At 40.2% G+C, this 13,347-nt stretch carries 11 protein-coding genes; 7 read left to right on the top strand and 4 right to left on the bottom strand.

All coding sequences use genetic code 11. The features are described from left to right. The first annotated feature begins 83 nt into the window (after window positions 1-83). The gene (locus RF53_RS01770) at window positions 84-3,185 is read left to right on the top strand and encodes a beta-galactosidase (RefSeq protein ID WP_039036443.1); all 3,102 of its coding nucleotides are present in this window, start codon (window positions 84-86) and stop codon (window positions 3,183-3,185) included. Between the two features lie 71 nt (window positions 3,186-3,256). On the opposite strand, the gene RF53_RS01765 is transcribed toward RF53_RS01770, so the two are convergent. Next, window positions 3,257-4,402, bottom strand: coding sequence for an iron-containing alcohol dehydrogenase (locus tag RF53_RS01765; RefSeq protein ID WP_039036442.1), 1,146 nt, complete (start codon window positions 4,400-4,402; stop codon window positions 3,257-3,259). Window positions 4,403-4,586: 184 nt separating this feature from the next. On the opposite strand from RF53_RS01765, the gene RF53_RS01760 reads away from it, so the two are divergent. Both RF53_RS01760 and RF53_RS01755 read left to right on the top strand, forming a co-directional pair. Continuing rightward, the gene (locus tag RF53_RS01760; protein WP_008128897.1) at window positions 4,587-5,471 is read left to right on the top strand and encodes an AraC family transcriptional regulator; all 885 of its coding nucleotides are present in this window, start codon (window positions 4,587-4,589) and stop codon (window positions 5,469-5,471) included. Window positions 5,472-5,522: 51 nt separating this feature from the next. Beyond that, entirely contained in the window at window positions 5,523-7,148 is a 1,626-nt protein-coding gene (locus RF53_RS01755) for a sensor domain-containing diguanylate cyclase (RefSeq protein ID WP_039036441.1), read from the top strand. Window positions 7,149-7,202: 54 nt separating this feature from the next. On the opposite strand, the gene RF53_RS01750 is transcribed toward RF53_RS01755, so the two are convergent. Beyond that, window positions 7,203-7,622: a VOC family protein gene (locus RF53_RS01750; RefSeq protein WP_006791832.1), complete on the bottom strand. Its 420-nt coding sequence runs from the start codon at window positions 7,620-7,622 to the stop codon at window positions 7,203-7,205. 195 nt (window positions 7,623-7,817) lie between these two features. On the opposite strand from RF53_RS01750, the gene RF53_RS01745 reads away from it, so the two are divergent. From RF53_RS01745 to RF53_RS01735, 3 genes are all read left to right on the top strand, one after another. Then, on the top strand, window positions 7,818-8,186 hold the full coding sequence (locus RF53_RS01745; protein WP_082014412.1) for a hypothetical protein: 369 nt from the start codon (window positions 7,818-7,820) through the stop codon (window positions 8,184-8,186). Then, the gene (locus RF53_RS01740) at window positions 8,183-8,560 is read left to right on the top strand and encodes a hypothetical protein (protein ID WP_006791830.1); all 378 of its coding nucleotides are present in this window, start codon (window positions 8,183-8,185) and stop codon (window positions 8,558-8,560) included. Before RF53_RS01745 ends, RF53_RS01740 begins: the two co-directional genes overlap by 4 nt. Window positions 8,561-8,690: 130 nt before the next feature. Next, complete coding sequence (locus RF53_RS01735; RefSeq protein WP_039036440.1) at window positions 8,691-10,880, top strand: fasciclin domain-containing protein; 2,190 nt, start codon at window positions 8,691-8,693, stop codon at window positions 10,878-10,880. 42 nt (window positions 10,881-10,922) lie between these two features. On the opposite strand, the gene RF53_RS01730 is transcribed toward RF53_RS01735, so the two are convergent. Together RF53_RS01730 and RF53_RS01725 are read right to left on the bottom strand one after the other, a co-directional pair. Next, a complete protein-coding gene (locus RF53_RS01730) occupies window positions 10,923-11,768 on the bottom strand; it encodes a sterol desaturase family protein (RefSeq protein WP_039036439.1) in 846 nt (281 codons plus the stop codon). Beyond that, the gene (locus RF53_RS01725) at window positions 11,758-12,210 is read right to left on the bottom strand and encodes an SRPBCC family protein (protein WP_039036438.1); all 453 of its coding nucleotides are present in this window, start codon (window positions 12,208-12,210) and stop codon (window positions 11,758-11,760) included. Before RF53_RS01725 ends, RF53_RS01730 begins: the two co-directional genes overlap by 11 nt. A 94-nt stretch (window positions 12,211-12,304) precedes the next feature. Here RF53_RS01725 and RF53_RS01720 point away from each other — a divergent pair, with 94 nt between their 5' ends. Beyond that, window positions 12,305-13,306, top strand: a complete 1,002-nt coding sequence (locus tag RF53_RS01720) for an AraC family transcriptional regulator (protein ID WP_039036437.1) — start codon at window positions 12,305-12,307, stop codon at window positions 13,304-13,306. Window positions 13,307-13,347: the final 41 nt, after the last annotated feature.

Genomic DNA, 13,347 nt, shown 5'->3' with positions numbered 1-13,347 from the left:
AAGAGAGCTTTAAGCATAACCGCAACACATTATTTTAGCTATATTTAAGCCACTATAATTGCCACACATGCAATAGGACACTAATGAACTCACTACAGCACATAATTAACCGCCGCGATTGGGAAAACCCAATTTCGGTGCAAGTTAATCAAGTAAAAGCGCACAGCCCACTTAATGGTTTTAAAAGCGTTGACCATGCCCGTACAAACACGCAATCACAAAAACAAAGTTTAAACGGCCTGTGGGATTTTAAATTATTTGATAAACCCGAAGCGGTTGATGAGTCATTACTAAGTGAGGCACTCGCCAGCGACTGGCAAAGTATTCCTGTGCCTTCTAACTGGCAACTTCATGGCTTTGATAAACCTATTTACTGCAACGTTAAATACCCCTTTGCCGTAAACCCGCCATTTGTGCCAAGCGATAACCCAACAGGTTGCTACCGCACAGAGTTTACTATTACGGCGGAGCAATTAGCTCAGCGAAACCATATTATTTTTGAAGGCGTTAACTCGGCGTTTCACCTTTGGTGTAACGGACAATGGGTGGGCTACTCGCAAGATAGCCGCTTACCAAGCGAATTTGATTTAAGCAAGCTGTTAGTGGCTGGCACCAACCGCATTGCGGTTATGGTTATCCGCTGGAGCGATGGTAGTTACCTAGAAGATCAAGACATGTGGTGGTTAAGCGGTATATTCCGCGATGTTAATTTACTTACCAAACCGCAACACCAAATACGCGATGTATTTATAACCCCAAATTTAGACGCCTGCTACCGCGATGCCACTTTGCATATAAAAACCGCAATAGATGCGCCAAATAACTACCAAGTCGCAGTACAAGTTTTTGATGGCGAACAGGCACTGTGTGAGCCACACATACAAAGCACTAACAATAAGCGCGTTGATGAAAAAGGCGGTTGGAGCGATGTCGTATTTCAAACAATTGATATACAAAGCCCTAAAAAATGGACCGCAGAAACGCCAAACTTACACCGCTGCGTTGTAAGCTTACTAGATGAGCAAGGCATTACAGTAGACGTAGAAGCCTACAACATTGGCTTTAGAAAAGTAGAAATGCTCAACGGGCAGCTTTGCTTAAACGGCAAACCGCTGCTTATTCGCGGTGTTAATCGCCACGAGCATCACCCAGAAAACGGCCACACGGTGAGCACTGCCGACATGATTGAAGATATTAAGCTGATGAAGCAAAATAACTTTAATGCAGTACGTACCGCTCACTACCCTAACCACCCTCGTTTTTACGAGCTGTGTGACGAGTTAGGTTTATATGTAGTAGACGAAGCCAATATAGAAACTCACGGCATGTTCCCAATGGGTAGGCTTGCAAGCGATCCGCAGTGGGCTGGCGCATTTATGTCGCGCTATACGCAAATGGTTGAGCGCGATAAAAACCACGCCTCTATTATTATTTGGTCACTAGGTAATGAGTGCGGGCACGGTGCAAACCACGATGCTATGTACGGCTGGTCAAAAAGCTTTGATCCATCGCGCCCAGTGCAATACGAAGGTGGCGGCGCAAATACTACCGCTACCGACATTATTTGCCCAATGTACGCCCGTGTAGATACGCATATTGCCGACGACGCCGTACCTAAATATTCAATTAAAAAGTGGTTAAGCCTACCGGGTGAAACGCGTCCGCTTATTTTATGTGAATACGCCCATGCAATGGGTAACAGCCTAGGTAGCTTTGACGATTACTGGCAAGCATTTAGAGAATACCCGCGTTTGCAAGGCGGCTTTATTTGGGACTGGGTAGATCAAGGTTTATCTAAAACTGATGAAAACGGAAAGCATTATTGGGCTTACGGTGGCGACTTTGGTGATGAACTAAACGACCGCCAATTTTGTATTAACGGCTTATTATTCCCAGACCGTACACCGCACCCAAGCCTGTTTGAAGCTAAATACAGCCAGCAACATTTACAATTTACGCTGCGAGAGCAAACTCAAAACCAATACACCGTTGATGTATTTAGTGATTATGTATTTAGGCACACCGATAACGAAAAACTGGTTTGGCAGTTAATAGAAAATGGCAAATGTGTAGAGCAAGGCGAGCAAGTGATTAATATTGCTCCGCAAAGCACGCAAACGCTAACTATTAATACAAAAACGGTGTTTAAAGCAGGTGCGCAATATCACCTTAATTTAGATGTAGCACTAATTAACGACTCAAGCTTTGCATGTGCCGATCATGTATTAAACACCGAGCAATTTAAGCTTATAAATTGCCAAAGTTTAAGCGCTGATGCATTTTCACCTGCTTTAGCAAACGCCTCAGCACATGGCACTGTAAATATTAGTGAAACCGACACACAGCTTAGTATTGAAGGCGGCACCTTTAAACTTGTGTTTAATAGGCAATCAGGCCTTGTTGAGCAATGGCTACACAATCAAACCCAAGTTATTAAAAGCCCATTGGTTGATAATTTTTACCGCGCCCCGCTTGATAACGACATAGGCGTAAGCGAAGTAGATAACCTAGATCCTAATGCATGGGAAGCGCGCTGGCTAAGAGCGGGTATTGGGCAGTGGCAGCGTACATGTCGCTCGTTTGAAGTAGTGCAATCAAAAGTAGATACACGTATTAAATGTGTATTTAGTTATGAATTTAATGGCGCAGTACAAGCAAAAACAACTTGGCTTTATACACTTAATAATACAGGTGAAATTAGCTTAAATGTTGATGTACAACTAAACGATACTTTGCCACCCATGCCACGCATAGGACTAAGTACAACGCTTAATAAACAAAGTGATACACAAGTAAACTGGCTTGGTTTAGGCCCATTTGAAAACTACCCAGACCGCAAAGCGGCTGCGCGTTTAGGGTATTACAGCGCGCAACATAATGAGCTGCATACACCGTATATATTTCCAACCGATAACGGCGTGCGTAGTGATTGCCAATTGCTTAGCATTAATAACTTAACCGTAACAGGTGCGTTTTTATTTGCAGCCAGTGAATACTCTCAAAGCATGTTAACGCAAGCAAAGCACACCAATGAGCTAGTAGCTGGTGATTGCTTACATGTACATATTGACCATCAACATATGGGGGTTGGTGGCGATGACTCGTGGAGCCCAAGTACCCATAAAGAGTATTTACTAGAGCAAAAACAGTACAGTTATTCACTTACCTTTTCTGCTAAAGACTAAAGGTTTTTAGTACAAAAAAAGCCGCTAACATAAAAGTTAGCGGCTTTTAGTTTTATAATATTTAGAAGTGCTTAAGCAACTGCTTGCTCTAAAATTTCGCGGCTTTCTTTTAGCGTAATTGCTTGGTTTTCACCAAGTGCTAGCATGCCGTGTGCTTCAAGCTTAGCAATAATATTGTCAATAGCGGCGGCTTTGTCATCGCCATGTTCAGTAAGCACAGTGGCTACATCTAAGCTGTGGTAAAACGCCTCAATTGCTTGAATTGTTTGCTCTGCTAAATCATCAGATTGCGCTAGGCCAAATACGTTTTTACCCATTTGCTCTAGCTTCGCTTTCTTAACGTCAAACTGGTTACGTAGCAAAGAAGGCTGAACAATAGCAAGTGAACGTGCATGGTCAACACCGTAAGCGGCTGTAAGCTCGTGCCCAATCATGTGTGTTGCCCAATCTTGTGAAACGCCTGAACCAATTAAACCATTAAGTGCTTGGTTTGCAGCCCACATTAAGTTTGCACGCCATGCATCGTCTTGGTTTTCAAAGTTATCGCCCAGCGTTTTAAGCGTTCTTAAAAGTGCCTCTGCATAACCTTCTTGTACTAACGCATTTTGTGGGAAAGTTAAGTATTGTTCACACGTATGTACCCACGCATCAACTAACCCGTTTACAAGTTGGCGCTGCGGTAATGTTTTCATTACATCTGGGTCCATAATCGCAAATTTAGGCAGTACTTCAGGTGATGCAAACGGTAGTTTTTGTTGTGTCGCTTCTTTACTAACAACTGAGTTCTGATTTGATTCAGAGCCCGTTGCAGGTAACGTAAGTAAAGCCCCCAGAGGTAAAGCTTTTGTGATTTTGTATTTACCCGTTAATATATCCCAGCCTTCACCGTCGTATAATGCGGCCGCTGCAACATATTTAACGCCATCAATTACAGAGCCGCCGCCTACACCTAATACAAAGTCGATATCTTGTTCTTTACAAATGTTTACGGCTTGATCTAGTACCTCAACAGTTGGATTTGCACCAACGCCCGAAAACTCGACCCAATCAAAACCTTCAAGTGCGGCAACAACTTGGTCGTACACGCCATTTTTTTTAATAGAACCACCGCCGTAAACGACTAATACTTTTTGATCTTTTGCGATCAAATCAGTTAGTGATGCAATTTGCTGTTGGCCGAACTGAATAAGTGTTGGATTTACGTAGCTAAATTTCATTATTTTGCTCCAAGGTGACGGTTAAATACTAAGTAGAGTACTTAGTTACTCACTAAACTAAATTTCAATGAGTGCATATTAGTGGCAAAACAAACATTAAAAAAGCCTAATAAATGCCTAAAGCTTGCCTAATACTGCCAACATTGTTATTTTACGCAAAATTTGTACGACACAAGGTTTTTTAATGCCCACTATAGCCAGTATGTTGCAGCAATACGCCGAACAAAATGATTTGCTCAACTTTGAAGGCGTAACGAAAACGATTATTCCCGGTGTTTATTTTCATCGTGCGAGTAAAAGCTCACCTCGTCAGCCACTCATTTATAACTCTGGTATTATTTTAGTTGGTCAAGGGCATAAAATTATTCATTTTCCTGATCATCAAATAAAATATGGTGCAGGCGACTACCTTGTTTTGGGTGTCCCCGTCCCCCTTGAGTGCGAAGCCTTTACTGATAATGGCCTACCGGTAATGGGCGTAGTAATAGATATAAACCCAGTAACATTGCATAAGTTAGTAAACCAAATGGGCGAATATACCCCGTTTACTTCTGGGCAAATGAGCGGTGTACAATCAGCAAAAATAGATGGTGCTATGGAGCAAGTAACTCATCGTTTATTAAGCGCACTTAATAACCCTTTAGAGGCCGAAATTTTTGGGCAAGACATAATAAAAGAGCTGGTATACCGTGTACTTTGTGGCCCTCAGGGTCATACCTTAATTGGCCTTGCTATGCACGATGGGCACTACGCCCGAATAGCACGAACGCTTTCTACTATGCATAAAAGCTATGCAGATCAAATTACGGTTGAAGGCTTGGCTGAAGAGGTAAATATGAGTGTGTCGTCGTTTCATCGTGCCTTTAAACAAGTGACCTTTGAATCGCCATTGCAATACTTAAAAAAAGTACGCTTAGCAAAAGCAAAAGAACTCATTACAAACAACGGCAGTAAAGCAAATGAGGCCGCATTAAAGGTAGGTTACACCAGCCCCTCGCAGTTTAGCCGTGAGTTTAAGCGCCACTTTAATAAAACGCCAAGCGAGGTCGTACCTCAATTAAATAGCTAAATGAGTGGGCTCTGCTAATATAAAATTATGTAGTATTTTTATCTTGCGCCTATGGCTTACAAAAAGTTTAATGCACTTTTCCTACCTAACACTCTTAAAACGCAACTAAAAAGGTATTTGCTGTTAGGTGTTATTTTTGTTTTTTCTAATCTTTTATTTAATAAGTCTGCATTTGCAAATCAACATTGTGAAATTAACCAAATTAGTCCACAAATCACTTCAGTAAACACATTAAATAAACAAACGCCTTTAAGACTAAAAATTCAGTCTGGCAGAGTTCAATACTCTGTAAATTGCCAGTTACAGCAAGCTGGTGTTCTTAGCTTTAACCGCTCTACCCTTGAGCGCTTTGAGTGGCGTCAAAACGATGAAATACACAATCCAATTAGATACAACAAACCAGCTTATTTTATCGACTCAGGTGCAACAACCGCCCTATTAACTTTGTATTCTCCAGTCGAGTTTCGCCCGGTATTTAAGTGGCAACCAATGCCTGTATTTATACAAAAAAGCCAACAACAAAACCTAATTTTAGGGCTGTTTTACGGCTTGTGTATCACGCTTATATTGTATGTATTAATTATGGGGAGCCGCCTTAACGACGATACATTTAAGCTCTACAGCTTATACATTTTTTGTATTGGTGGCTTTATTCTTATGCAAGAAGGGCAGCTGTATTTATTTTTAACCTCGCAGCACAGTAGCAGTTTATTTAACATATACCTTTTATTTATTGGCCTATGTGTTTTAAGCGCGACATGGTTTATTTGCGCTCTTTTACAAATCAAAACAAGCTGGCCAAAAGTAGATACTGCCTTAAAGTGTTTAGCTGTAGTTGTCATGCTATTTAGCGTTTTACAAATACTGTTTAAAACCCCTCAAGTATGGGCTCTTTTAAGCAAAGCTACAGGCTATGTAACGCTTTGTATTGTAGGGTGTGTTTTTGTGCTTTCCGCTTTGCAAGCACGCAAAGGCATTCGTGAAGCAACACTGGTGTTTATTGCTCTAAGCTTTGTATTTGTCAGTATGATTTTTAGAATATTATTAATAGACGAAAGTCCATTTATGCGTCGCTACGGGTTAATTATAGCTTTTGCTGTAGAGTCATTTTTACTCGCCGTGGCGGTTTCAAGGCGTATTAGTCGGATGAGGATTGCAAAAAAACGCGCCGAAACCGAAGCCGATTATGATCACCTTTGCGGTATTTTAAACCGCAGAGGCTGGTGTAAAAAATCGGCAGATTTAATAGAACATCATATAAAAAGTGGCGGTGTGCTCTGTTTAATTTATATAGATTTAGATGACTTTAAACAAATAAATGACAATCACGGTCACGCCGTTGGAGACCAAGCACTGTGTAAAGTTGCTCACCACTTAAAAGCTATTGTGCGCAGTAACGATGCCATAGGGCGTTTAGGAGGTGATGAATTTGTAGTGCTAGCGCACTTTTATACTAAGGCTCAGGTAAGTCCAAAAGTTCATTTTTTAAAAACTGAATTAGCCAAACTCTTTATTGATCATAATACTGAACAATTAGCCATAAAAGCGAGTGTTGGTAGTGCTGTATTTAGTGACCCACCTAAAAACATTGATAACCTTTTAAAAGCTGGCGATGCTGCTATGTACCATGAAAAGCTAAAAAGAAAAGCAACACCGCTTACGTTAGTCGATTTATAAAATCGTCAAATTTTTCACATAAAAAAACCACTGAAAAGTGGCTTTTTATAAAAGTTATACTTTTTTAAATAAAACCTCGGGGTTAACCATGGTTTTCATTTCGAGCACGTTGCCATTAGTATCCTCGATAAAAAATGTTTCTTGCTCAAATTCGTCGCCAATGAATCGACGATATGGCTTATCTAGGTATTCTAAACCAGCGTCTTCTATACGTTTTTTTAAATTGTTAAATTCATCTTCAGATAAGTGAATGCCAAAATGAGGAACCGCAACCGCCCCCATATCTACATCATGGCGAACAGTAGGTAATCGCTCAACGCTTTGGTGTAATGTAAGTTCGTTACCCCAAAAGTCGATGTCGACCCAACGACCCTCTTCACTATTACCGGTTTTACAACCGAGTACGTCACAATAAAATGTTTTAGCTACTTCTAAGTCGCCGGCCGGAATTGCCAAATGCAAACAATTAGACATAAATTACCTTTGGTTATTTCTTAATCTTTAATAAGTTTTCTATATTATACATAAATTGTAATTTACATTACACAAAACACTTCTTTTGAGCATATTTAAACCTTACGGTAGCTTTATTTGATTTTTTTAACTATTCACTCGCAATAGTAAGCACTGCTTTTAAACATTCCCGAGTTACTTTAAACTAAGCGCCCTATGCTTAAATTCTTCCTCGTAAAATTCATCGCTTTTTTTATTGGCTGCTTACTGTGCTTTGTATTGCACACTGTATTTAATATACCTGCAGTTATTGCTGCATCCTCAGTAGGGCTTACGGGCTCATTTATTCCTTTTTCTCAGTTATTTAAAAACCACCCGAGCGCTGCTATCTATGCAGGGAGTTTTGCAGGCATGTGCTCGTCGAGTTTAATTAGCAGCTACTGGGAACTGGGGTTTATTTCACTTATAGGCGCATGTTTGTATGTACTTACTTTAAATTTATTTTCTGGCTTTGGGGGAAAATTAGGAAGTATTGCATTTGTAAGCGTTGCTGTATTTGCTCTAGCTAAAGGTTCTTTTTTATGACAATAGAATACCCTGCCATTGCATTTTGCGGCGCTTTACTTACATTTTTACTTGCTAAACATAAGCCTTTTAGCCCTGTTAGCGCCTCTTCCGGCTTATCTATAATTGCTTACTATTTTTTTTATTATTTTAACTTACAGCCCGAGCTTTATAGTGCCATTTTTTTTGGTGGTACGTTTATTGGTATGAGTGCGCCAAAGCGTTTTGGTGTATATACAATAACCAGTGCAGCAATGATTTTTGCGATCTTATTTGAATATTTAGTTCCTAAAATTAATAATTATGGCGGAGCACTGGGTATTAGTGCTTTTTTATCTGTATGTGCTTGTCATATATTTATTTTATTTGGGGCGCCACGTAGTAAAAAGCGATAAATAGTTTAATCCCTAACAAACTCCACAGATGCAAACGTTCAAAAAACACCCAAAAAACCTGATCCATTGTAAAAAAACGCCCGTAACGTTACGAGATTGTTAATTACATCTCACACAGAAGGATCAGGTCATGAACAAATTACTGAAGGTATGCCTTATTACATTTCCCTTGTTGCTAGCACAAGGGTGTAATGACGATGATGACGATAACACCCCTGTACAAGTTGAGCCCGAATCATCTTCAACCATTGTTGATGTAGCAAGAGACGCGGGTAACTTTACCACTTTAGTTGCAGCACTAGAGGCAACAGGTTTAGACGATACTCTTGCCGACACTAGCCAAGAATTTACTGTTTTCGCTCCTACCGATGATGCCTTTGCGCTACTTGGCGAAGACACAATAAACGGATTGCTAGCAGATACAGATACACTTAGTTCAATACTTACTTATCACGTAGTTTCAGGTAGCGTTAACGCTGAAGCAGCAATTGGTCTTGCTGGTACAACGGTTGACACTGTAAACGGCGGCAAAGTCGCTTTATCGTTAAATGGCGATAGCTTGTTAATAAACACAAGCACAGTAACCATGACTGACATTGCAACTGACAACGGCATCATTCATGTAATTGATGCAGTACTTATGCCTATCGCCACTGCTGAAGCAGCACCAACTACCAATATCGTCGAAACAGCACAACAGGCAGGTGGATTCACCACGTTACTTGCTGCATTAGACACTGCGGGTTTAACAGCAGCATTAAGCGACGAATCAGCACAGTTCACTGTTTTTGCACCCACCGACGCGGCCTTTGAAGCCGTTGGTAGCAAAATGATCAATACGCTTTTAGCAAACCCAGATGTACTTGGCGACATTTTAAAGCAACATGTTTTGACTGGCGCGGTTGATTCGGTAACGGCTATGTCATTAAATGGTCAATCTGCAGAAACGCTGCTAGGCAACTCTCTTCCAATTACAATTAATGCCGAAACAGACATGTTAATGTTTGGTGGTGCCAATATTGTGGTTAAAGACATTGCTACAACTAATGGGGTAATTCATGTAATCGATTCAGTTATTGTGGCTGATGTAACACTGCCTGAAAGCTTTGGTACAATTGCTGATGTTGCCAGCGATAATGGTAACTTTACAACACTGATTGCCGCACTAGGTGCTACAGGGTTAGACACTTTAGTTGCTGACCCTACCAATACATTTACAGTATTTGCTCCTACCGATGACGCTTTTGCAGCGCTTGGGCAAGACACCATTGATGCACTACTTGCAGACACTGATACCCTTCGCGACATTTTACTTTACCATGTAGTTGCTGATGCAAGCGTTTTGTCTGACGCAGCAGTCACCATTGCAAATAGCGAAAATAATAAAGTGGAAATGGCAAATGGCGATATGGCCGCTCTATCATACGTAGACAGCGCACTGTTTATTAACGACTCTGTCGTCACTGCGGCAAATGTAACAGCCGATAATGGTGTAATTCATGTACTCAATAAGGTCATTATGCCACCAGCCGAAGTAGGCACACCTACCAAAACAATTGCTACTGTTGCAACAGAAACAGACGCACTTTCAACATTAGTGACAGCCTTACAAGCTGCTGACTTAGTTGATACGTTTAATGATACGACAAAATCGTTCACCGTATTTGCTCCAACAAACGCCGCATTTAGTAAAATCCCAACGGATACCTTAAACGCGCTACTCGCTGATACAGATGCATTAACCGGCGTATTAACGCAGCACGTTTTAGGTGCTCAAGTAGGTAGTACAGATGCGTTTGCAACAAACGGTAAAATGGTCACTACGCTTGCTGAAAACATGATAAGTGTAAACATTGTCGACTTTACTAGTACCACCAATGCTGCAACAGACAGTGTTGCATACGATGCAGACAACGCACGCTTAGTAACAGGCATGGCTGACAGCACTGCGGGTAAAACGCTTTACGTTTTTGACAACGACTTAGGTGAGTCAATGAGCGTATGTGAAGATACATGTGCTACAACGTGGCCACCAGTGCTGGGCACAGCGGACTCTATTGAAAACATACCGGGTTTATCACTTATTGCTCGTGCAGATAGCACTATGCAGGTTGCATATCTAGGTCGTCCATTATACACCTACTCAGGCGATACTGCTCCTGGCGATGATAATGGCCAAGGTGTAGGCAATGTTTGGTGGCAAGTAAGCTTACCTGCAACTTCATTGCAAGTTGCTGGTAGTAACGTAACAACTACCGACATATACACTAGCAATGGCGTGGTTCATTTGATTGATACAGTCATTACTACTGCACAATAGTTTCTTTCCTTAGACAACAAAGTTAAGAGTAGATAACCACTCTTAACTTTTATAACTCACGTCATTATCATTGTTTTTCTGCGAACTAGTTGGGTAGCCAAATAAAATACTTAGCTTAGCTTTAAACCCTTTTGCTGTATAAGTTTGTTTAATTAAATGCCACCATTGATGAAATGTAATTGTGACTGGATTATTGCTATTTAACTGCCCCACAATGCCATACTTACATGGCTTATTAGAGTCTTCTTCAACAAATGTACCAAACAACTTATCCCAGATTATAAGTACGCCTGCAAAATTTTTATCTAAGTATTCTCGGTTTATAGCGTGATGAACACGATGATGCGACGGTGTATTGAATACGCTTTCAAACCACCCAAGTTTTTTAACTATTTGTGTATGCACAAAAAACTGATATGCCAAGTTTAACGCAACAACTGTAAGTACCGTTATAGGATCAAAGCCGATTAAAATCATGGGTAACCAAAATACCCACATACCTGCTAAGGGATACATTAAGCTTTGCCTGAATGCCGTTGTAAAATTCATTTTTGTAGAGCTATGATGCACAACATGTGCAGCCCATAACCAATGAATATTATGCGACGCCCTATGAAACCAATAATACAAAAAGTCTTGAAATATAAAGGCAAACAAAACGGTAAATACCGAGAGCTCTATATCGAACACGCGGTATTCATATAACCAATTAAATAAAGGCATCAGTAATATTAAAGAAACCGCATCAGCACCTTGGTGCAATAACGCCAAGGCCGTATTCGCCATGCTGTCTTTTATATCGTAAAAACGCCTGTATTTAATAAATTCAACACTAACAAATATTAAAAAAATGGGACTAAGTGCAAGTAAAATTACTTCAATGGTCATGTTGTGCCCTCTTAAAATAATGCTGTAATTTTTTAAGTGCTTGCGATATATCATGCTTAACAAGTAACCTTATCAAGCTACCCGGCATCCACCATGGTGGCCTAAAGGCGATACAATACCTAAGCGCTGTAGCTGTATTACCTTCATACTCAATGGGAGTTAAATATATGTCTCCTTGATGATTCTCCACCGGCTTATCACCCATTATGCGGTAACAAATATGATTACTGCTGGCATGTATAATTTGTTCATTAAAAGCAACAAGCGGCGTTTTAACTTGCCTTATGGCACCTGCCCCACCTTTCATTTCACCTTTATTGTGGGGTTTTAATTGTGAAAATTGAGCATTAAAAAAGCGCTCTAAACAGGCATGTTCCAGCAATACAGCCGCCACCTTTTCAGGCGGAGCAAATAAAGTACATTTTAAATTTATAGAAACCATAAGTGACCAATACTTAAAATAAGGCCTCTAGCATAATAAAATTTAACGTGGCAAACTTGTTCATACGCGATCATTTTTTAGCTTTAGGCGACAAATGCAAACCATTGCCGATCATTACTTTTCTAGTATTCTTGATTATTTACAAAGCCAAGGTTTAAATAATGAAGATGCTCTAAAGGCAATTAATTTTACTGAATTTAGTAATCGCACAAAACAACAACTATCACCACGCATAAGCCTAAAAAGCTATAACGCATTGCTTAATTATGCTCAAAATACACTTAAAGACCCTTTATTTGGCTTTAGACTAGGTCAGCATATTCGTACGGCTGACTATGGCGTTTTGGGATATTTAGTCGAGTCAAGTAACGGATTAGGCAACGCTATACAAGCGCTTTTAAATTACGACCGCCTAGTGGCAAATATAGGTCAAGCACAATTTGAGCAACACGAAAGCCAGGCAACTATCCGCTGGTTTCCCCATGCTCAATGTAATGAACAAGTAGTATTAAGAAATATGACAGCTTGGGTGAGTGTTGTACGCCAATTACTCAATAACGAATTATCACCGACACAAGTTAGCTTTCAATATCACTTTACTCAACCGCAAATAAATACGCTAGCAACATGGTTTAATTGCCCAATTTTAACTAATGCAAAACACAACGAAATTTGTTTTCCGAGTAGCTATTTAAGCCTTAACTTTAAAACTGATAACGCTGCTATACATTTAGCACTTAAGCAAGTATCTGATCAGCAATTAAGCCTTTTTACTAACCAGCAAAATATAACTGAAAATGTCAGCCAAATTTTAATGGCAAAGCTCGATTTACAAAACTGTACGTTAATACGCACTGCAAATGCCCTAAGTATGACACCACGCACCTTGCAACGGCACTTAAAATTGCACGGTACAACGTTTGCCCTCATGCTTGAAAACGAGCGAAAGCGACGTATTAACGAACTGCCTAATAAACCTAATTTAGCACAGCTAGCATTGCTGCTCGGATTTAAAGATCAAAGCTCTTTTAATCGTGCTTTTAAACGCTGGTATTCGTGCAGCCCACTAGAATACTTTAAAACGAAGATGGGGTAATTTTACTTTGATTTACTTTTATTAAACATTTAAGTTTATAT

Source organism: Pseudoalteromonas sp. ECSMB14103 (assembly GCF_000813065.1).
GTDB lineage: Bacteria > Pseudomonadota > Gammaproteobacteria > Enterobacterales > Alteromonadaceae > Pseudoalteromonas > Pseudoalteromonas marina.
Note: the sequence above shows the minus strand (reverse complement) of the source record. Positions and strands in the feature narration are given on the sequence as shown.

Excerpts from the sequence above, each read along its gene's own strand:
- RF53_RS01770 (WP_039036443.1), top strand. The coding sequence starts at position 84 with ATGAACTCACTACAGCACATAATTAACCGCCGCGATTGGGAAAACCCA.
- RF53_RS01765 (WP_039036442.1), bottom strand. The coding sequence starts at position 4,402 with ATGAAATTTAGCTACGTAAATCCAACACTTATTCAGTTCGGCCAACAG.
- RF53_RS01760 (WP_008128897.1), top strand. The coding sequence starts at position 4,587 with ATGCCCACTATAGCCAGTATGTTGCAGCAATACGCCGAACAAAATGAT.
- RF53_RS01755 (WP_039036441.1), top strand. The coding sequence starts at position 5,523 with ATGGCTTACAAAAAGTTTAATGCACTTTTCCTACCTAACACTCTTAAA.
- RF53_RS01750 (WP_006791832.1), bottom strand. The coding sequence starts at position 7,622 with ATGTCTAATTGTTTGCATTTGGCAATTCCGGCCGGCGACTTAGAAGTA.
- RF53_RS01745 (WP_082014412.1), top strand. The coding sequence starts at position 7,818 with ATGCTTAAATTCTTCCTCGTAAAATTCATCGCTTTTTTTATTGGCTGC.
- RF53_RS01740 (WP_006791830.1), top strand. The coding sequence starts at position 8,183 with ATGACAATAGAATACCCTGCCATTGCATTTTGCGGCGCTTTACTTACA.
- RF53_RS01735 (WP_039036440.1), top strand. The coding sequence starts at position 8,691 with ATGAACAAATTACTGAAGGTATGCCTTATTACATTTCCCTTGTTGCTA.
- RF53_RS01730 (WP_039036439.1), bottom strand. The coding sequence starts at position 11,768 with ATGACCATTGAAGTAATTTTACTTGCACTTAGTCCCATTTTTTTAATA.
- RF53_RS01725 (WP_039036438.1), bottom strand. The coding sequence starts at position 12,210 with ATGGTTTCTATAAATTTAAAATGTACTTTATTTGCTCCGCCTGAAAAG.
- RF53_RS01720 (WP_039036437.1), top strand. The coding sequence starts at position 12,305 with ATGCAAACCATTGCCGATCATTACTTTTCTAGTATTCTTGATTATTTA.